Raw genomic sequence first — 20,144 nt, 5'->3', positions numbered from 1 at the left:
ATACCCTTAAACGGCTGCCCATATACCTGTTACCGTGGTAGATACATTATGTGTATTTACTTATCTTTACACAATTTGGTTTTTTCACCCTGTCCTACTTAAAAGGATGTTTTAAAAGTATTATATGAAACACCAAAAGCTTTTCTCCTGCGAGAAGAGAGGTTTCGAGCATACATTTGACTGGTTAAATATCCTCTGAGAGAAACCAAGACACCAAGAAAAGATTAGGAAGAGAGATTGTTCTGCGAGTTTAACGTAGTAGGATTGTTCAAGTGAAAGGGTACGCCTAGCGGGATGAGTAGCCATCGATCGCTAGTAGGCACCCTAAAATAAGAACAAAAGACGATTCCTAAAACAAGCACACTCCATGCGTATTTCTCTAAATTGGCTGCGCGAACTAGTAGAGATAAAACTAAGTCCAGAAGAATTAGCCGAAACCCTTACAATGGCAGGGTTTGAGGTAGAAGATATTGAAGATCGCCGCACTTGGGCAAATGGCGTGGTTGTAGGGAAAGTGCTTGAGCGTCAACCCCACCCCAACGCCGATAAATTAAGTGTTTGCCAAGTCGATATCGGTGCAGGTGAAACTTTAAATATTGTCTGTGGCGCTGCCAATGTGAAGGCAGATATCTATGTACCGATAGCAACTACGGGTACTTACTTACCCAACATCGATTTAAAAATTAAACCTGCAAAACTCCGTGGTGTCCCTTCTCAGGGCATGATTTGTTCTTTAAAGGAACTCGGTTTGCCCACCGATGTAGACGGAATTCATATTTTTACCCAGGAAAATTTACCATTAGGTAGTGATGTGCGTCCTTTGTTGGGTCTAGATGATGTAATTTTAGACCTAACTGCAACTGCCAATCGCGCTGATGCTCTGAGTATGGTAGGTGTAGCCAGAGAAGTAGCAGCTTTAACTGGTGGAAAATTGAGCATCCCTGAACCTGGTGAAGTTTCTATTAGTAAAAATACTGGAAATTTAACTTTAAAAATTGCTGATACACAAGCTTGTCCTGCATACATCGGTACGGTAATTGAACAGGTAAAAATTGCTCCATCTCCCGAATGGCTGCAACAGCGTTTGCGAGCGGCTGGGGTGCGTCCTATAAGTAATGTTGTGGATATTACTAACTACGTTTTGTTGGAATGGGGACAACCATTGCACGCCTTTGACCGCGATCGCCTAAAATCTGTTGCAAGTAGCGAAAGTTTAACCATCGGTGTTCGCTTCGCTAATAATGGCGAATCTCTCAAAACCCTGGATGGGCAAACTCGCACCCTATCAACCCAAAATTTGTTAATTACCACTAACGACAGGCCCGTTGCATTGGCGGGAGTCATGGGTGGAGAAGAAACAGAAGTCCATGAAGGGACTGAAAGCCTAGTTTTAGAAGCAGCTTTATTTGATTCCGTAGCAATTCGCCATTCTTCGCGCAGTGCAGGCTTAAGAAGTGAAGCTTCTGGGAGATATGAACGGGGAGTTAACCGCGCTGAGTTGGAAATAGCTAATCGCCGCGCCTTATCTTTAATTAGCGAATTAGCGAGTGGAATTATAGTTCAGCAGGAAATTGCCGACACTCGCCCCGATCCTTCTACCTGGAGTCGTTCGATCGCACTGCGTTTAGACCGCGTTAATCAGATACTAGGGCCAATCGATTTAGGAGAGGACACAGGTGAACTCCAAGGACAAGATGTTGAGCGCATTCTGACTGCATTAGGATGTCAGTTGACTCCTTCAGGTGAAGATAGCAACCATCAACCTACATGGTCAGTTGCCGTCCCACCCTATCGTTATCGCGACTTAGAGCGAGAAATTGATTTAATTGAAGAAATCGCCCGTCTCTATGGTTACAACCGATTCTGCGATACCTTACCAGAAAAATCGGAAGGTGGTTATCTGCCTTTAGACGAGGAACTGATTCGCAAGTTACGGGCTTTCCTCCGGGCTGAAGGATTGACAGAATTAATCCACTATTCTTTAGTTAAACCAGGAGAAGACAGAGAGATAGTACTGTCAAATCCTTTATTTGCCGAATATTCAGCGCTACGAAACGATTTGTTATCTGGGTTGATTGATGCCTTTCAATACAATTTAGAGCAAGGTAATGGTTCCCTGAACGGCTTTGAAATTGGGCAAATTTTCTGGCGAGAAGAAGACGGTTTGCAAGAAACAGAAGCCCTGGCTGGGATTATGGGAGGCGATCGCACCGTTGGCAAATGGTCAAAAGGTGGACGCGAAGAACCCGTCACCTGGTTTGAAGCCAAAGGCACTTTAGAAAGTGTATTTCGGCAGCTTGCCTTGCAGGTAGAATTCCAACCCGATTGCCGAGATAATCGCTTACATCCAGGACGCACCGCTTCTTTGTGGATTCGGGGTAACAGGCTAGGGATTTTTGGACAACTCCATCCCCAATTGCGACGAGAAAAAGGTTTACCAGATTCCGTTTATGTTTTTCAGTTGGATCTAGATGTGCTTTTAGAATCTCTGGGAGAAGATGAAGTTCTGGTTCCAGCATTCCAGCCATATTCTACCTATCCAGCTAGCGATCGCGATATCGCCTTTTTCGCACCAGTGAAAATCTCAGTTTCCGAAATTGAAAAAGTAATTACCAAAGCGGGTAAAGATTTGCTCGAATCTGTGGAATTATTTGATGAATATCGCGGCGAAAATGTCCCTGAAGGACAGAGGAGTTTAGCATTCCGCTTAATTTATCGCGCTAGCGATCGCACTCTGACTGAGGCGGAAGTCGAACCAGTACACAATAAAGTCCGCGAAGCCTTGGTGGAAAAATTCGGCGTAAATCTCAGAAGTTAGTCATTTGTCCTTTGTCATTGGTCCTTTGTCATTGGTCATTTGTTAAGAGTTAGGAGTTAATAATTCCTCACTCTTAAACCTACTGGCTACAAAATCCAAAATCTAAAATCCAAAATTGGTAAAGTTATGCCTAAATATGTACTCTGGGGAACCTACTGCGAAGACGTTCTTGAAAAACGTACCCCCCACCGTGAAGCTCATTTAGACGGATTAGCAAAACAGAAAGAATCTGGTGTGCTGATTACCATTGGCCCCACCAAGGATGTCACAAAAGTTTTTGGGATTTACGAAGCCGAAGACGAAGCCACTGTACGCCAGTTGATTGAAAATGATCCTTACTGGAAAAATGGCATCTGGACTGAGTATTCTGTCAAAGAATGGATTCAGGCTTTATAAATTGGGCATAGAGAATGGGACATGGGGCATGGGGCATAAACGTTAAACCTCTAAACTTTAAACTTTCAGTTTTAACTCTCCCTCATCTCCCAATGCCCAATGCCCAATGCCCAATCCCCAATTCCCGCATAATTATGAAAATTTGGCAAGTTGATTTTTATCGTCGTCCTTCACAGGATGCGTCTGGACAAATTTTATGGGAGTTGTTGATTTGTGACGCAACTCGCAGCTTTGAGTATGAAGCTACCTGTCTTCAGTCAGCAGCGAATTCGAGTTGGGTTGCTGCTCAACTTGAACTAGCCGCAGGTGAAAAATTGCCAGATGTGATTCAGGTGTTTCGTCCGCAGTCTCTAAGCTTAATTGAGGCGGCTGGACGCAATTTAAGTATAAATGTCGAACCTACGCGCCACACTTTGGCGTTGAAACAGTGGTTACAAGAAAAGCAATATCCCTCAGCGCTGGATAAACCACCTCCAGCACCATTACCAGAGAACCTCTGGGGAGAACAATGGCGGTTTGCGACTCTAGCTGCTAGTGACGTAGAAACGAGATTTAGCGATCGCCCCATTCCCATTTTGCACATCCCAGAACATCTTAAACCCATCAACTTGGGTTTAGCGTCAACAGTCCCCGTCCCTGGTGTAGTAATTTATGGTGGACGGCAATCGATGCGCCTAGCCCGATGGTTACAGCAAGCCCGTCCCGTAGGGTTTAATTATATATCTGGCGCACCAGATGGCTTAATATTAGAAGCTAGCTTAGTAGATAGATGGATTGTTGCCACTTTTGAAGATCCAGAAGTTACAACAGCAGCCCAAACATTTGAACAACGAAAAAAGCATTGCCGAGGATTGCATTTTTTGTTAGTGCAACCAGATGATTCCGGCATGACTTATAGCGGCTTTTGGTTATTGCGGGCAGAAGATTGATATGGCAAAGTAGAGATTATAAGTCAATACATTTCAGATAAGACCAAAACACTTGTAGAGACGGCGATTTATCGCGTCTCAAAACCCACGATTTGGTATAAGTAGCGCTTAACCCAAGTGCATTGGATTATAAGTGACGCAAAGGCGATCGCTCTATATTAGAGGGTAGGCATTGCTAAAAAATGCAAAACCAGGTGCAATATTATTTAAAGTAATGCCCACTCCAATACGATTCGGATCAGGCTTTTAATGAAAGTTATAAATCGCAAAGACGCAATAAATCACCGTATCTTTCCTTAACCAAACCGTATTGATGCCCACCCTACCACTGTCCTGAATTATCTTCTTGTTGCAAGCCTATCAGCTGTCGCCGTTTCCAAGCATAATGAAGAATATTAATTCCTAATTCCTGGGCTGTACGAATAGTCAATCTGGGTAAACTCAAATCTCTATCCAACCCCCAAGCAGTTGCTAAATCTCCAATTGCTAAAATAATTCCACCACCAATTAACATTTTAATTTGCTGTTGATTAACCATTGGCAAGGCAGCAAATAAGAAAGGTTTTGTCCGTAAAGGATGACTCCGTTGCAATTCTTCTAAAGGTCTTAAAGGACTTTCTAATTGTTGTGCTAATGCTTGAGTACTTTCAATTAAAGCATTAGCATTTGTTGGTGCATCAACGAAAAGCACACCACCTAAATTTAAGTAATTTTTGAGGGATTCAAATTCGAGACTATTTAAAGAAATTGCCTGTCCACCTGTCAAATAAAGTAGGTCATAATCTTGAATATTTTCACTTAGAGAAACCTGACCTGGTTCATCAGCCCCTCGCAAACTGGGATATAGGGGTTCTACTGCTTGTAACAAATACGAAAGGCTGAAAAAATTACGCGCACATTCCGGATCGCTATGAGTTGCTTGTGCCATGCACACAAGTGCTTGAGGACGCATTTGTGCTTGACGGCGATAACGCAAATCAATATTGTTATATCCAGGAAAGAAAGCATCCGCAGGTTGGGTAATTTCAGTATGTCCTGGTTGCAGAAGTATCCGACATATTTCTATTTCTGAACTGACTGGTATAGAGTTTCTTTGGTCAATTCGATAAGTTTCTTGAACAATATCTCTTTGTTGTCCACGCCGCAATTCGTCAGGGTCTACATAGCTAACTACTAAGTAGATCATGAGTGGTTCAGAACTGACTACTTCTATATCAATAGGAAAGTCATAAGAAGTCGGTACAACAATTAGATTACCTGCTAAATCAATTGCAATACCAGGTTGAATTTGTACCCAACGCCCATCTCGATATCTAGCTTCTACTTGACTTGGGGCTGTCACATCTCGAACGCCTAAACCACAGACAATTCCTGGTTGGTTTAAACTTTGATATTGAGCATTTTGCCGATTTCGGTGATAATCATGGGCTGTGCGCCAGCGTTCTGCATTGATTAGTAACCCGTCTGCGGCTTGCAGGCGTTCCAAAGATTTGATTGGTGGGGGTGGGAAAGGATGGGACATAATAATTTTAGATTTTAGATTTTGGATTTTGAATTAAAAGCGTGTTACATAAATCTCCAACAAGCAGTAATAACACACCATATAATGAAATTTTATTTAATTACGAATTACGTTAGCGTAGCGGGGCGTAGCCCATTACGAATTATTTTCGATAGATAATTCGTATGTGCAGAAAGCAGGCTTTTCTTGTTCTATGATTCTTTGGATAAGTTGTTCGTTAATGATGCCGCTAGAAATATTTGAACGCAAACGTACTATAAAATGATATGGTTGCCCACCTGCTAAAACTGCATTTCCTAATTGGGCATCTCCTATGATGAAACTTGGGCCAAAAGGTTCTGTGATACTAATATGTTTATCAGCTTCATTAGGTAAATCTTCATCTAAAGGTAAACCGGTATAAAGATGCAAGTAAAGACGCAATCCTTTGCGAGTTCCGCGCCAGCGATAAAGTTCTACAGCCCGACGAATTAAACGCCGTTGTTGCTGGAGATCCCAAACTGAATCTACTTGCCAAGCGACCCAATGAGCCATAAAGGGTAGTAATGCTTGTGGTGCTGTCAAGGGATCGAGGTTTGCCCACATAACATTGTAACTATCAACTATTGGTTGAAAAGCTTGCTCAAATATCTTCATGAAGCGACCAATAAAGTCTACTTCACGATACAAAATTGGCAAGAATTCCATATAGGCGGTGTAAGGACGAATATATAAATCGAAATACTCGCTTCTCTCGATTTGTTCGTTCTCAGTACCTGGGTCTATATGTAGAGTAACTAGACTGCGAAAATTGAGAGTTAATTTGTTTTTTGTCCCAGGAGAAATTGCTTCTTGGTCTTCAAAAAATGTGTCGGGAATTGAGAAGTAGAGAACAGCATCCATTTGTCCACGAGGCGGTATTTCACTACCCTCTGTGCCAATTTGACACCACTGGGATGGAAAGTTTCCCTCAACACTTAAGCTTACCCGCAAAGGACGTTGTTCTAAGTTTTGTACTTGCACAATCATCTCGCTGGGATGCCCAGGATGCAAGAGTAAAGTACGTCCAGCTACATCCATATCCGCGTTTGCAAATCCTAAACCCGCCACAGGTAAAGCTTCGGGTATTTGCATTGGTGTTAATTGAATGCTTACAGCCGGACTAGAGCGACTTTGAACCATAGGAATTGGGAATGGGGAATGGGGAATTGGGAATTGGGAATGGGGAATGGGGAATTGGAGGGAGAATAACTACTGACGAATGACGAATGACAAATTACGAATTACGAATTATTTGAATGTCGTGATTTGAACGTAGATTGGTATCAGCCCAAGAACATATTAAACCTTCCGAGCCTGGGTCAATCAATTGTTCTGGTGATGGTTGTCGTCGCCAATTTTCTCCTTGCTTGCGGATGGGAAACAGTAAAACGGGGCCTAAATGACGCACGCCTAGGGTTTGTTGCAATAATGCGACAATATCTGATGTATAAACTGGTCGCCCAAATGGCCAACCTTTGCCATCCATTCCTCCAGTTAATGGATTTAAATATTTATACAGTGATACCCTTAAATTCCGGCGAATTTCTTCTCTGGCAAAAGGATTATCATAAGCAGGTTCTAAAGCAATTTCTGTCTGTACAGAAACACCTACGTAATTCGGTTCTTGTAATTCTATTTGTACCCCTAATAACCGTCTTTCATCTAAGTAACTCATAATTTGCTCTTGCAGGGCATTACTAAGAGCAAAATTTTCTGGTGTCATGCCATTACCTTGCGCGATCGCATCTGTATTTGCATAAGGAACAACCAGTAAACTAACTATACCAGCTTGTCTACGAGAATTTGCTGGCAAACACCGGACGCGGGCGATCGCACCTGCACCCGCCTGTTGAGTTAAAACTTCAAAATCTTCAGCAGTGACGGCGCGATCGCGTGTGCGGAGGATACGGGGAGCCTTCATTACAGCCTGTTCTAGCGATTCGGCATCCGCGCCATTGATCGCTGGTACACGATTGACCACGCTAGCAATGTATGGATACGCAGACTTCAAAAACTGGATTGCCCCAGTTTGCACATTGCCTTCTCTACCGCCACCTGTGCGATAAGCAACCATTTTAATCTCTGCACCACGGGGAGGAATTGCCCCATATTGGTGTTCCGACTGGTTATTTTCTAGAACTTGTACAGATGTGTTATCTAGCGATGGTTCTTGAATCCGCGATCGCATCTGGGTATGCTGTTTAAGTTGGCTAGGTTCCCGAATCAGCGGCCCAAACTGGATTGTTCCAGTGATCGAATCGATAGTGTAATGAAAATTATGTGGCCCAGAATCAGCAAAATCTCTCACCTCAATCCACTTTTGAGGCAAACCACCACTGGGAGTAACTAAAATATATTCATTTTCCCGGCGTTCTAAAATTGGTGCTGTTTGTAACTGGAAACTCTGACCGGGTGTACCATCACTAATTCCCAATCGCTCATCTAAAATCAGCGTACTGTGACTAGCTCTAACAGTACCGCCAATTGACCGCGCTGCTAAACCAATAATTCTTGGTGGACGATTGTAACCAGTTTCATTGGCTTCTGTGGAAACAAAGCTACAGCGCAACCAACGACCCCGGTAAGAGGTAAAATTAGCCACAGGCCAAATTTGAGGTAGATGCAAACGCACCTCTGCACCTTGAGAAGGGTTTCCACCCTGTTGGGCCATTTCATAAAAACTGAACCCACGAGTTTTATCGTCTGACTCTTGCAATAAAACTGGTTGCCAATTTTCCCCATCCCAGGCTTCCCACTTGCGGGGTGGTTGATTGGGGTTAATACCAGCAGGAGTAGCCGCAGCCCCTTGAAAAATAATTTCTAAAACATTAGCGTCTAAAGGATCATCAGAATTAATTGCTAAATAAAAACAGTTCCCAGGCTGGGGTTCCTCTTCAAATATCGGTTGTTCATTACCTGTCCAGAAACCGTTAGATTGACGAGTCCATGAAGTTGTGACTCTTTCGCGCAGAGATTGGGGAATATCTTCGGTAGTTTGGGCAGTTAAGAAGTGTTGGATGCGGGGGTTGCCGATAATTAGAGGAGAATCTGTGCTGAAGGTAATAGCTTCTGTAGTTTCAGTGCGGATAGTTGAGGCTTCCAATCCGGCTGGAATCGTGTAGGCTTCAGGTAGTGCAGCGCTTAAATAAAAAGTTAATTCCGTGCGGGCTGGGGCGGGAGGCTGGAGACGAATACCTAGTAATTCTAGGAAGGCGACATAATTTTTTCGAGGTACTTGGTTAAATCTGAGCAACATTTGGTCAGTTAACCAGGCAAATAACTCAATTAGCGTAATTCCTGGGTCGCTGAGATTGTGGTCAGTCCATTCTGGACAGTAGCGAGGAATACGCATAATACATTCTTCCACCAAATCATCGAAGGCGCGATCGTCTAAGTTGGAAGAAGGTAATTTCGGTAAAAAATCAAAGTTCATACCAATTTTAAAAAAGAATGTGACAGATACAAGCCTAGAAACCCAGATGAAATTTAGCTTCTCAATTTTTAATTTTTAATTCTTAATTTTTAATTGATATCACGATTCCTCCCCAGCTGAAACCAAATAATAAGGATAAACAAAACTATAAATATCGGGGCCGTCTTTGAGTCGATAATTGATAATGATGTCCACTCTGCCACGCACAGGGTCAGGATCGGTGATAACTTCATCGATAGTAATGCGTGGTTCCCAAACTTCTAAAGCTTCCAAAACATAAAGGCGGATTCGCAGTAGGGTATCGCTACTTAAAGGTGCAAACGCCAGTTCAGACAAGCGTGAACCAAAGGTAGGTCGATAAACCCGCTCACCTACTCCGGTGCGGAGGATAATCCAAATAGATTCTTTAACTTTTTGATCTTCACGGCTAAGTTGTATCCCGCCTTGCACACTTAAATGCAGTGGATAAGCCCAACCTGTTCCCAAATAGGCTCGTTCACGACCATAAACCATATCTGGCACTTAGACAGTTGTACATGGATATCTTCCAAGATATCGGCACAGAAGGTTTAAGCCTATTCGCCAAAGGTCGAGGATGAAGAAGGGGGGAGCAGAGGCGCACGAGGCTTTTCGGATTTTTGCACAGATGGGGTAATCATAAGTGATTAACCGGACTTGATATGAGATGGATGAACGGAGTTCTGAGGTGGATAAACGGAGTTCTGAGGTGGATGAATCCAGTTCCGAGGTGGATGAATCCAGTTCCAAGGTGGATTAACGGAGTTCTGATATTATGTCCGCATAATTACAGAAAAATTCAAGATAGGAGCAAAAATGTCAGTGAGTAAAGTATTTCTATACGCCGAGTATCAAGTGTCTATTCCTTTTAGTCAGATTGATTGGAAATCAACTAATGTAGAAATGAAAAAGTTTCCCGGATTGAAATCCAAAACTTGGTTAAGTGCTTTGAACACCAACACTGTTGGTGGGTTTTATGAATTTGATTCTGTAGAGAATGCACAAAATTATATTGATGGCATTTTGATTCCATTCGCTAAACAAGTCAATGGAAATCTCACTGTAAAGCTTTTCGATGGTGATATAACCAAAGAAGCTAGCACAGGTATGAGTTCTCCTTTCTATCCGGCAGAATCTAAATGATTGTCCATCCCACACGCCAATTTCAAAAAGCCAAACGAGCCAAGGATGGTGGTATCCTTCATCTGGGATAAGAGCTTTTACGCGCTGACCTGCGAGGAGATTGCATAAACCGCTCTTATCGCTATACGGTTCAATCTAAGGATGCGATCGATCGAGCGGATATGATATGAGACGGATGAGTAAAGTTGCAACTCTACCCTCCCCGATTTCCTCTACTTCTCCAATCAGCCGCCAATCAAAACAGTAAAATCACCTTTGATAATTTTATTCGGCGGCCCTAATGCTTCTAAAACAGTGTCGCCCATGCGAGAAGCAGGTAGATTGTTAATCAGCACTGTCTGGCTACCATCAATCACAACCCCAGGGCCGTGGGGAGGTAAGGGTAAGGGAGTGGCGCAATTATGAATATCAGCACCTGCTGCTGCTGCTGCGATCGCACTACCCATAGTAGCTGCTGATGTTGCCTTTGTAGTTTGTTCGGCGGCTAAAGCAGCAGGTGCCCCTGGTGTACCAGCTGCCGCTAGGGTAGCAGCCTCAGCCGCTTGGATAGCCGTATCAGAAGCTGTTTTGGCAGACTGCAAACCTGGTACTGCTGCTGCAAGCACACCCCGCCACGCAGGTAAAGACCCAATCAAAACATTGGGACTACCCGGCCCTCCTGTTAAAACTGGGGGTAAAGGGTGCGCCACATTATCAGTAATTCTTGCTGCCGGTTTACCCATCACAACCTCCTAATAGTGTCTTTAATCTCTTGCCTCTGTGTTCTCTGCGTCTCTGTGGTTAGATAAATTACTTTTAAATCACAGAGGCACAGAGAGCGCTGAGAAAAAACATAGAAAATTAATTAAGGCGAATCATCGCACCTTTAACTGTAATCACGCCGTTGGCTGTAATGTCTATATTTCCAGCCGCATCTAATGACATATTACCTGTTGATTTCACTGAAACAGATTTAGCCATATCGTCCATTTTGATTTTATGACCGCCTTTGGTTTCAATCTCTATGCAGCTTTGACTATCATTGAGATATATTTTGTGACCGTCTTTAGTTTCTACGCGAATACCTGTTTTACTACTTCCTTTATCCTCTTCGACAAATTGTAGAACATGACCTACACGAGTTTTAATGGTACGTAATCTTACACCACTTGAAACTGAATCACTTACCCTTTCCGGTGGTGCATCCTTGCCGTTCCATACCCCACCAATGACATAGGGACGGTGGATATCGCCATGTTCAAAACCTACCAAAACTTCATCGTTTACCTCTGGTAAACAGTCGAAACCTCTGTTATTCCCTGCTCCCACAGCTACAACTCTCGCCCAGTCACTTGTATGGTCTTCTGTGAGAGTGGGAAACTTGACCTTCACTCTGCCCATTTTCTCTGGGTCTTTGTTATCAGTCACAATTCCCACTAATAAAGTCTCAGATGGCTGTAGACGTTTTTCTGGAGATAGAGTTGTGAATAAGTTACCAGAACGGAGTCCCCGCACGCTGAACTCAGTTTCATAAACGCGCTGATTAAAGAAATGGCGGGTTTCTGTAACATAATACTTACCACTATAGCGATCGCCCATACCCTCAAGACTAATAACTCGTCCAGGACGAATCTCAGGATTCCCTTCTGCTTTGGCATCTGCGTAAACAAATTCTCCTCCTAGTTCATCGCACAAAGCCTGAGCCATCGTATCTGCTTGTTTTTTGCTGGCAACAGGTTTATCTACAACAATCATTTCGGGAGACTTAAGATTAGAAAATGCATTACTAGTAGTACTTCCTAGCTTATTACCTGTCTGGGTTGTTTGCTTCTCTTTGTTGGCTCTTCCACTAATCAATTTTTTCTGGGTATAGTCCCAGGCGCGTACTTCTACAGAACTTATCTGTTCAGCACTAGTAACACGAGTACTAAATTTATTAATATCAACTAGCCATTCTAATGATAAATTTCCCTGAGTTTTTGGTTTGCAAAAATTGAGTTTTTCCTCGGTAATAAATAACTCAAAACCAATGCGAGCAGCCCTTTCTCGCAAAAATTCCATATTCGTTTGATTTTCTTGGAAAACATACTTATGAACTTCACCCGTTTGCTCTATATTGCCAGGTTTTATACCTACTTCTTGAATTATTTTTTTGACTATACCGCTATCAGTTTCATTTAAAAAAGAACGATTATAACGACCTCTATGCAGACGATGAGAAATATCATAACCGCGAACAATTATATCAGCTTCAGATTTTTCATTAAAGTGAACTTCCATCGCTGTAATTTCGCCTTCAATAATGAATTCTCCTACCTCTTCTTGAAAATTATTGTCTAGAGTAGTACTTGAAGTAAAACCCAACTTCACTTTTTTACCAATCTTAAAAAACTTCTCATGTCGCCAAGCCTTATTTTCTGCTAGATCAGATGTGGGAATATAGCTATTATGGATTACTAGCGTAAACATTGCTGGCAAATGAAGGCTTTCTTCTATTGTGATTTGCAACAAATCCTTCATTAATTCATGCGAAGCAGATTGTCCATCTATCTGTACTTTAGGTTCGCTTAAATAAAGGCTTTTTTTAGCAGGCATAACTATTATTTTATAACTTATGAAATGTTTAGAGCAGCCTTTAATGACAAAGTAAATACTAATTTATCACGTTATTTGTTTTACTTACTCAGTTTTTGACCCTTTTTATCTGTTGCACGAGCGTTGCCTTTAGAATCAGATTTACGTCCTCCAGGCAGGTTATTCTTATCTACTTCTTGCAAGGCTATATCTACCAGTGCCCTGACTGGTGTACCATCACTCAAAAACATATTTAAAGTGTAGGTTAAACTCGTGATTACACAATAAAAATACTCATCTCCCCATGTAAATATATAAACAGGTGGTCGTTTGTCAGTTGCTTTAGTGATAGTTTCTACACCTTTCTTAATGTTATCTATGTACTTTTTCATCACCGACTCTTTCGTTTCGTAAGTATCATAGAGTAACTGTTTAAGGGTAAATTTGTAAGGTTCAACGCCAGAAAAGTTTACTTTCGGAAGTAGAGTGGTTCCTCTATTACCATCTTTACTTTCCCACTTAACAGTCCGAGCGAAACTAATATCTGTAGGATTAAACATCAATTCAATATCTGGTGCTTCATTGTTATAAGCTACAAGCTTGGCTTTCTCAAGTTGTGGTTTAAGCTTTTGAATAACAATAATTGCTGGACTTGCCATTTGAATAGTTCTCCTAAAATTAATTATTTAATGGAAACTTACCAAGGTAATCGACCTGAGTAACCGCCATGACGCTCTCGTTCAATTTCTATTCGTTGTCGTAATCTGTGATAAATTTCACGAGCTAGAGCTTCCAAATCAGCTGTATCATCTTTTTCATCTTCTGGAGAAGATGAGGATGTACTCTCTATCGTTTCAGTTATCGGTTGTATTTCTCTAGATATGTCGGGTGGAGTGACTTCTCCACCATTAGCAAAGCCTCTAGGTGATGGGAGGTGTTTAGCAAAAACTTGTGGCGATTCTGAAACATGAGAAAATTCATAATTTTGACTGTTTGATTCCCCATCATTAAAATTAAAGCTAGTAAAATCATCATTATTTCCATTGAGTAAATCTTCCACACTTGACCATTGAGAAGGTGTATCTGACCATTGGGAAGGTGTGTGAGTACTGGGATTTGCTTTTCGGAAAATCAGGGGAGGCGACGAGTATTGAGGTGAAGATTCACCGACATCTATTGTTTCATTTTGAAGAGTATGAAGCTGGGGGGAATTGAGGATAGAAAGTTTCTGCTTATTACTATTCAACCCCAAAGAAGAAGGAATTAAAGAATTGGATATCTCAGGTGAATCCGTCTCAGCGCTTTTTCGCTGTAATGAAGTGTCTGAAAAAGAATCGACTTTAGTCGGAGTCTCTGGAGAAGTTGTTGCTTCTGGTTCTGTGGGATTGGTTTGTAAACTCGGAAGAATAATATCCTGCGGTGTTCCACCCGTGTTGATGTGATGTAGTAAGGGTAGATTTTTCTGTGCATCCCTGGTATTAATGACAAACTCTCCAGGCGTAAGCATTGCAGGTACTGTATCGGAGGGTGCTATCTGCTGGCGATTTTCAACACGTGAGTCTGTAACATGACCACCAGTAGCATAACCTTTAGGTGCGGGCAAATTTTCTGCGATCGCATTTTGCTCAACTTTAGGTACTGTGCTTACCTCATCTTGTGGAGAAGTTGGGTTGTCTAGAATATCTGGATTATCCCAGGTATCAGCAGTTGATATTTCAGGATTTTCTGATTCTACTGTTTGTTCATTATCAATAATTTCCCTAAAAATACTTGTTTTCTCAACAATTTCAGGCGAATTGGCGCTAAATACCAATGCTTCATCAATTTCAGGTGATGTGGCGGTAACTGTTGGTGCTTCAGCAATCTTAGGCGAATTGGTGCTAACTACCAATGCTTCATCAATCTCAGGTGATGTGGCGCTAATTGTTGGTATTTCAGTAATCTCAGGCGAATTGGTGCTAACTACCAATGCTTCATCAATTTCAGGGGAAATGGCGGTAAATGTTGGTGTTTCAGCAATCTCAGGCGAATTGGCGCTAACTACCAATGCTTCATCAATTTCAGGGGAAATGGCGCTAACTATTGGTGTTTCAGTAATCTCAGGCGAATTGGTGCTAACTACCAATGCTTCATCAATTTCAGGTGATGTGGCGCTAACTATTGGTGTTTCAGCAATTTCAGGTGATGTGGTGCTAACTGTTGGTGTTTCAGCAATTTCAGGTGATGTGGTGCTAACTGTTGGTGTTTCAGCAATTTCAGGTGATGTGGCGCTAATTGTTGGTGTTTCAGTAATCTCAGGCGAATTGGTGCTAACTACCAATGCTTCATCAATTTCAGGTGATGTGGCGCTAATTGTTGGTGTTTCAGTAATCTCAGGCGAATTGGTGCTAACTACCAATGCTTCATCAATTTCAGGTGATGTGGCGCTAATTGTTGGTGTTTCAGTAATCTCAGGCGAATTGGTGCTAACTACCAATGCTTCATCAATTTCAGGTGATGTGGCGCTAATTGTTGGTGTTTCAGTAATCTCAGGCGAATTGGCGCTAACTACCAATGCTTCATCAATTTCAGGTGATGTGGCGCTAATTGTTGGTGCTTCAGCAATCTCAGGTGATGTGGCGCTAATTGTTGGTGCTTCAGCAATCTCAGGTGCTGCTAAGATGGGTTGACTTTCTGTAAACTCGCTAACAGGATTTTGAACATTGCTATCACGTTGTAGTGAAGTCACATTTCCTGAGACATCTGAGACATTAACAACCATCGCAGACTGTGATTCTGAAGTTACTAATTGTTCATCGCTATCAGGGGTGCTGAATAAACTAGGTGTGTCTTCAATAACTGCTGAGGTAGGTATTAACTGAACAGGCGCAATATCTGGAGACTCACTCGTAACACTGGAATCAATAATTTCCTGACTTTTCATGGAATCTAGAAAACCTTGATCCTGAAAGGATAGAGGCTGTAAAATCTCCCCATTATCTTCTAGTAAAGGGGGCTGAGGGATCAGATTTTGCGTTGCTTTTTCTACATTGTGTGAAAAGTCAGGATCGATTTCTTGTCGTACTGTAATAGGATTTTTTGCAACTGAAGACTCAGAATTAGGCGAAATAACATCCGTTTCTACGGTATTTTCATCATTCTCCAAAGAATGAAGTAAAGTAGGTGAATCATCAACCTCAGATGAAGTAAGTGCTGAAGATAAAGTTAAAGAATTATCAGAGGCAGAATTATCTGTGACAAAATCATTTGTGCTTTTTTCTGATATTAAGTCTGCTTCATCAATAGCTGTAACTTCCTCAAACTTAGTATTAATATTTGGTAATTTTTCTTCCTGCGATAGAGAGTTTAAGGTTGGTAAAATCTCTTTTGCTTGGATTAAATTTGTCTGACTTACGCTGCTTTTATTGTCAACTATAGACGGAACCTGATCTCTTTCAATGTCTTGTTGTGGTGGCGTTTGGCTAACTTGCATACCTGACAGATTAACTGATTCTGAGACTTCAGGTATTAGTTTTTCTTCATTATCTGTAAAGTTACTATCCGGTATAAATATTTTTTCTGTATTCTTTTTAGAAGGAATTTCTATAGATGAACTGTTGACTAATTCACTTGTGTCGTCTTCTAATTCAATATTTTCTTCCGATGTTAAAGTATTTTCTGTTAAAGACAAATCTTTACTAGAAAAACTAGATATTAGCTCAGAATTTTCTGACAGATCATCGGTAGCAAAATTCTCGAATAAAGTTGATTGATCTTGAAGGCTAGGTGAAGTATCTACGGTTGGACTACTGACAGAGCTATGATCCTTTGTAGTAGTATCTAACACAATATCTAGTTGTAAATCTGGTGTTTCCAAATTAGCCTCAATAGGCATAGACTCATCTGATATTAATAAGTTATCTTTGTTAAGATTAATATTAGTCTTATCAACAATTGGCTCAAAGTTTTTAGGACTAGATGATTTGATAGCTTTTTTAGTTTTAGATTTTGACTTTGGTTCTTTTTTTAGTCGTTTCTGAGATTTATTTGTTTTTTTGGGCTGAGATTTAGTTTCTATATTTACTTCTTGGGATGTGCCATTACTCGTATTTTTCTCGGCGGGAGTTGGCATTATCTTTGGAATACTATTTTTTACTGATTCATTGCTATTGTCTAATGTAGCTATTGAATCAGAAGCATCAAATTCAATCAACGGAAATTCACTAAAATCACTAGTTATATCCTGAGTATCCCAACTATCCCAACCTATTAATGGTTCAATCGATGGTTCATACTGACGAGACAAGAAAAATTTAGAGGATTTGACTAATGGTGGTTTAGTTTGGATTGTACTGATAAAATTACTTCGTGAATGCAAAGAATGAGATTCTTTTCTCAATATTATTCCCTGAGAATTATATAAAGATGATATTACCCCAAGGGGATGAATATTGTTTCCTAGTGAAGATTGAATAATTTGCATATTTATAGTTGTAAGAAGAGCCAATTAACTAGAAACGAAATATCCTGATTTTTGATTTCGTTGTACAGAAGAGCCTCCTCCTGTAGACCTTGCAACTTGTAAACCTTCATAAGCTAAAGTTAATTCTTCAATCGCAACAGCCTTCCCATCTGCTTGAAGTGCAGGTGTTTTCCAGGTTATAGGAATAGCACCAATCAAAGTCCAACTCATCATCGTTTCACCAGCTTGATTGAAAATCAGAATATTGACATTGCGTCGAGACGTTTTCTTTTTTTCATCAAAAACTGCATTCATCCAGTTCCAAAAACCTGGATGATCGGTAAATCCTCGTTTAAGAGTTATGTCTGCAAATTCTGTATGACCTAAATAAATTCTTTGCTGGTCGTTAACACCACCTTCCTGAAACACATTTTTCTTAATTTGAACACTTAATCCTGAACATTCAGCGAAAGATGCAGCAATAGAACTGTCTATCTCTACGTAGAACCGATTAGTAGTGACATAATTTAATTCGTGAGTAATGTTGCCATTGTTAGCGCCTGTAGCCATCACAACCACCTTTGAGAATCATAACTACCTATTCTTTCGCGCTGCGATCGCAAATCTTCTAGCAAAAGTTTATATACGTGTTCTGTAAGTTGGTTCATCAGCCGTGAGTCGTTGAGATATTTACTTGCCGTTTTAGCCGCCTTGGTAGCATCAGATGCCGCCGAAACCCCGGCGTATCCAGCAGTACCGCCAACATCTCCATCGAAGGTGAAAAAAGTTTGTTGCTGTTTTGAGTCCATAAATAAAAAAACTCTCCCTAAATCCAGGCTAAAGGTACTGCATCAGAATCAAAAGTAGCCAAAAGTCGAACTTAGTTTTTGCCTGGATTTAGATTTTTGAGTAATTGTGTTACAAGCGCGATCGCTGTAATATCAATGTAAATAACAGCGTATTATTCATCTAACTACTGCTTGGGAAACAGGAGAAGAAAATGAGAGAACACGTCAGCCGGCAGAAAAAAACTACTACAGACTTCTCAATTCCATCCCTGAAACACGCGACACGTGGCTTTGGTTTGGAGTCGTCGGCAATTTCACGCCAAGCGGTTCCTGAAATACAACCACTCCATAAACCAGTTACTCACGATATCAGTCGCATACCACTGCGTAGCCAAGCAAAACTCTCAATTAGCCAGCCTGGAGACATTTACGAACAGGAAGCTGATAGCGTTGCACAGCAAGTAATGCAAAGAATGGCGCAACCTGTAAATCATCAGTCTATCCAACGAGAAGCATTACCACAGGAAGAAAAAGAATTGCAGATGAAACCTCTGGCAAATTCCATCACGCCTTTGGTGCAACGGGAAGCATTGCCAGATGATGAGGAAGAATTACAGATGAAATCTCTGGACAATAGCACACTACAACGAGAAGCATTGCCAGAAGATGAGGAAGAATTGCAGATGAAGCCGATGGTGCAGCGTCAGGCTAAGGCTGGGATGGATGCAGCGCCCGACTTGGAAGCGTCCATTAACCAAGCTAGGGGTGGAGGAGTGGCGATCGCAGACAATATCCGCGAACCGATGGAACAGGCGTTTGGCGCAGATTTCAGTGGGGTAAAGGTTCATACTGATGGTCAGTCTGACCAGTTGAATCGATCAATTCAGGCGCGTGCTTTCACGACGGGACAGGATGTGTTCTTTCGTTCGGGAGAATATAATCCTGGGAGTCGGGGCGGTCAAGAGTTGTTGGCGCATGAATTGACCCATGTTGTGCAGCAGAATGGGGGGGCTGTGCAGCGATCCCTCTTTAACACTCTGCAACCGCCATCACCATCAGTTCAACAGCATCAAGTAATACAACGAGCTCGGAAAATTAGCGCTGTATTAAACGTCATTGATCAAAATAGAGATGCATTGGGTGAAGTTGGAGGTGCCCATACAAAGCGACTTATGTATTGGAATGACACAGGCCATTTTGATGATGAGAAGGGCGGGAGACTAAATTTAGATACAGTAAAAAAAGCTATGAACACAAAGATACCTACTGAAACCGCTCCAGTTGAAGAGAACAAATTACCAGAATTTATGCAAGTCAGAAATGATTTTTCTGTCAGGCTACCGGAATATTTTGGAGGGGGAAAACTGTGGTTCCGAAAAAGACTCGAGAATGTTGTTTTTCAAGGAAGGGCATGGATTTCGGATAATATATACTGGCGCTCTCCAGGAGGTACTCAATACATGATACACTCTATTCTGGAATGGGCAGGAGCAATATCTGCTGAAAGTGAGCCAACTCCCCATATCACTCTGAGAAATGCAGAAACTCAAATAAGTATAGATTTGGACATCTCAAATCCTTTACCTAGAAATGAAAGTAGAATAAAAGGAACTCTGGAAGTAACCAAAGCATCCTTCTCACAAGGGTTAGGGGTTAACAGGGAGCCAGGACAAAATATGGCAAATGATGAAGCATCTTTTAGGGATTTGAAGGCAGAGACTACTCAGCAATGGTTGCGAAATTTGACGCAATCTGCACAAAGTGCTGTAGAAGTTGCAGAAACTTAAACGTGAAAGCGGAAATTAATTCCGGGAAGGCAGAAGTTGCTACAGGCTGCGCGAAACACCGAAATGTGAAGGCGGAAGTAACTTCAGGGAAGGCAGAAGTTGCTACAAATTACGATCGCATCTTTTTTAGGTTGAGTAAATGGACATGAAATTGTCAAATTATCAGAATTTACCCACCCTACAGATATTGAAGTGCATAGGCACAGCCCGCCGCAGGCATCGCCTTTTCTTATAAAGACTGTCTTAAAAGTCAAGTGATCGCGCATATATGATAGTTGATAAAGTGTGATCGCCT

Annotated in this window: 16 protein-coding genes; 6 read left to right on the top strand and 10 right to left on the bottom strand. The window is 41.6% G+C overall.

Annotated elements, in window-relative coordinates:
- Window positions 1-367: 367 nt before the first annotated feature.
- The 3 genes from pheT (at window position 368) to H6G86_RS17355 (ending at window position 4,143) form a co-directional block, all read left to right on the top strand.
- Window positions 368-2,818: a phenylalanine--tRNA ligase subunit beta gene (gene pheT / locus H6G86_RS17365; protein ID WP_190935356.1), complete on the top strand. Its 2,451-nt coding sequence runs from the start codon at window positions 368-370 to the stop codon at window positions 2,816-2,818.
- A 126-nt stretch (window positions 2,819-2,944) separates the two neighbouring features.
- Window positions 2,945-3,214, top strand: coding sequence for a YciI family protein (locus H6G86_RS17360; protein WP_190935355.1), 270 nt, complete (start codon window positions 2,945-2,947; stop codon window positions 3,212-3,214).
- Between the two features lie 134 nt (window positions 3,215-3,348).
- Window positions 3,349-4,143: a Tab2/Atab2 family RNA-binding protein gene (locus H6G86_RS17355; RefSeq protein ID WP_190935354.1), complete on the top strand. Its 795-nt coding sequence runs from the start codon at window positions 3,349-3,351 to the stop codon at window positions 4,141-4,143.
- 322 nt (window positions 4,144-4,465) lie between these two features.
- On the opposite strand, the gene H6G86_RS17350 is transcribed toward H6G86_RS17355, so the two are convergent.
- The 4 genes from H6G86_RS17350 to H6G86_RS17335 all read right to left on the bottom strand — a co-directional run bounded on the left by H6G86_RS17350 (window position 4,466) and on the right by H6G86_RS17335 (window position 9,632).
- Window positions 4,466-5,665: a DUF4159 domain-containing protein gene (locus tag H6G86_RS17350; RefSeq protein ID WP_190935353.1), complete on the bottom strand. Its 1,200-nt coding sequence runs from the start codon at window positions 5,663-5,665 to the stop codon at window positions 4,466-4,468.
- A 135-nt stretch (window positions 5,666-5,800) separates the two neighbouring features.
- Window positions 5,801-6,826: a phage tail protein gene (locus tag H6G86_RS17345; protein ID WP_190935352.1), complete on the bottom strand. Its 1,026-nt coding sequence runs from the start codon at window positions 6,824-6,826 to the stop codon at window positions 5,801-5,803.
- A gap of 94 nt (window positions 6,827-6,920) precedes the next feature.
- A complete protein-coding gene (locus H6G86_RS17340; RefSeq protein ID WP_190935351.1) occupies window positions 6,921-9,119 on the bottom strand; it encodes a putative baseplate assembly protein in 2,199 nt (732 codons plus the stop codon).
- A 99-nt stretch (window positions 9,120-9,218) separates the two neighbouring features.
- On the bottom strand, window positions 9,219-9,632 hold the full coding sequence (locus H6G86_RS17335) for a GPW/gp25 family protein (RefSeq protein ID WP_190935350.1): 414 nt from the start codon (window positions 9,630-9,632) through the stop codon (window positions 9,219-9,221).
- A gap of 321 nt (window positions 9,633-9,953) precedes the next feature.
- Here H6G86_RS17335 and H6G86_RS17330 point away from each other — a divergent pair, with 321 nt between their 5' ends.
- Window positions 9,954-10,280 carry a YdhR family protein gene (locus H6G86_RS17330; protein ID WP_190935349.1) on the top strand — a complete coding sequence of 109 codons (327 nt, stop codon included), beginning with the start codon at window positions 9,954-9,956 and terminating at the stop codon, window positions 10,278-10,280.
- A 224-nt stretch (window positions 10,281-10,504) separates the two neighbouring features.
- Here H6G86_RS17330 and H6G86_RS17325 read toward each other — a convergent pair whose 3' ends face one another.
- The 6 genes from H6G86_RS17325 to H6G86_RS17300 form a co-directional block, all read right to left on the bottom strand.
- On the bottom strand, window positions 10,505-11,002 hold the full coding sequence (locus tag H6G86_RS17325; RefSeq protein ID WP_190935348.1) for a PAAR domain-containing protein: 498 nt from the start codon (window positions 11,000-11,002) through the stop codon (window positions 10,505-10,507).
- Window positions 11,003-11,120: 118 nt separating this feature from the next.
- Entirely contained in the window at window positions 11,121-12,854 is a 1,734-nt protein-coding gene (locus tag H6G86_RS17320; RefSeq protein WP_190935347.1) for a VgrG-related protein, read from the bottom strand.
- An 80-nt stretch (window positions 12,855-12,934) separates the two neighbouring features.
- Window positions 12,935-13,492 (bottom strand): CIS tube protein, encoded by a 558-nt coding sequence (locus tag H6G86_RS17315; protein ID WP_190935346.1) that lies wholly within the window; start codon window positions 13,490-13,492, stop codon window positions 12,935-12,937.
- 38 nt (window positions 13,493-13,530) lie between these two features.
- A complete protein-coding gene (locus tag H6G86_RS17310; RefSeq protein ID WP_206758439.1) occupies window positions 13,531-17,211 on the bottom strand; it encodes a hypothetical protein in 3,681 nt (1,226 codons plus the stop codon).
- Between the two features lie 108 nt (window positions 17,212-17,319).
- Window positions 17,320-17,844, bottom strand: coding sequence for a contractile injection system inner tube protein (locus tag H6G86_RS17305; RefSeq protein WP_012407848.1), 525 nt, complete (start codon window positions 17,842-17,844; stop codon window positions 17,320-17,322).
- On the bottom strand, window positions 17,844-18,083 hold the full coding sequence (locus H6G86_RS17300; protein WP_190935344.1) for a hypothetical protein: 240 nt from the start codon (window positions 18,081-18,083) through the stop codon (window positions 17,844-17,846). Before H6G86_RS17300 ends, H6G86_RS17305 begins: the two co-directional genes overlap by 1 nt.
- Window positions 18,084-18,274: 191 nt before the next feature.
- Between H6G86_RS17300 and H6G86_RS17295 the strand changes: the two genes are divergently transcribed.
- Together H6G86_RS17295 and H6G86_RS17290 are read left to right on the top strand one after the other, a co-directional pair.
- Window positions 18,275-19,849, top strand: a complete 1,575-nt coding sequence (locus H6G86_RS17295) for an eCIS core domain-containing protein (protein ID WP_199338311.1) — start codon at window positions 18,275-18,277, stop codon at window positions 19,847-19,849.
- 2 nt (window positions 19,850-19,851) lie between these two features.
- Window positions 19,852-19,998, top strand: coding sequence for a hypothetical protein (locus tag H6G86_RS17290; RefSeq protein WP_242064846.1), 147 nt, complete (start codon window positions 19,852-19,854; stop codon window positions 19,996-19,998).
- Window positions 19,999-20,144 lie beyond the last annotated feature (146 nt).

It is taken from the genome of Nostoc sp. FACHB-133 (genome assembly GCF_014698055.1).
Lineage (GTDB): Bacteria > Cyanobacteriota > Cyanobacteriia > Cyanobacteriales > Nostocaceae > Nostoc.
This window is presented reverse-complemented; position numbering and strand designations above follow the sequence as displayed.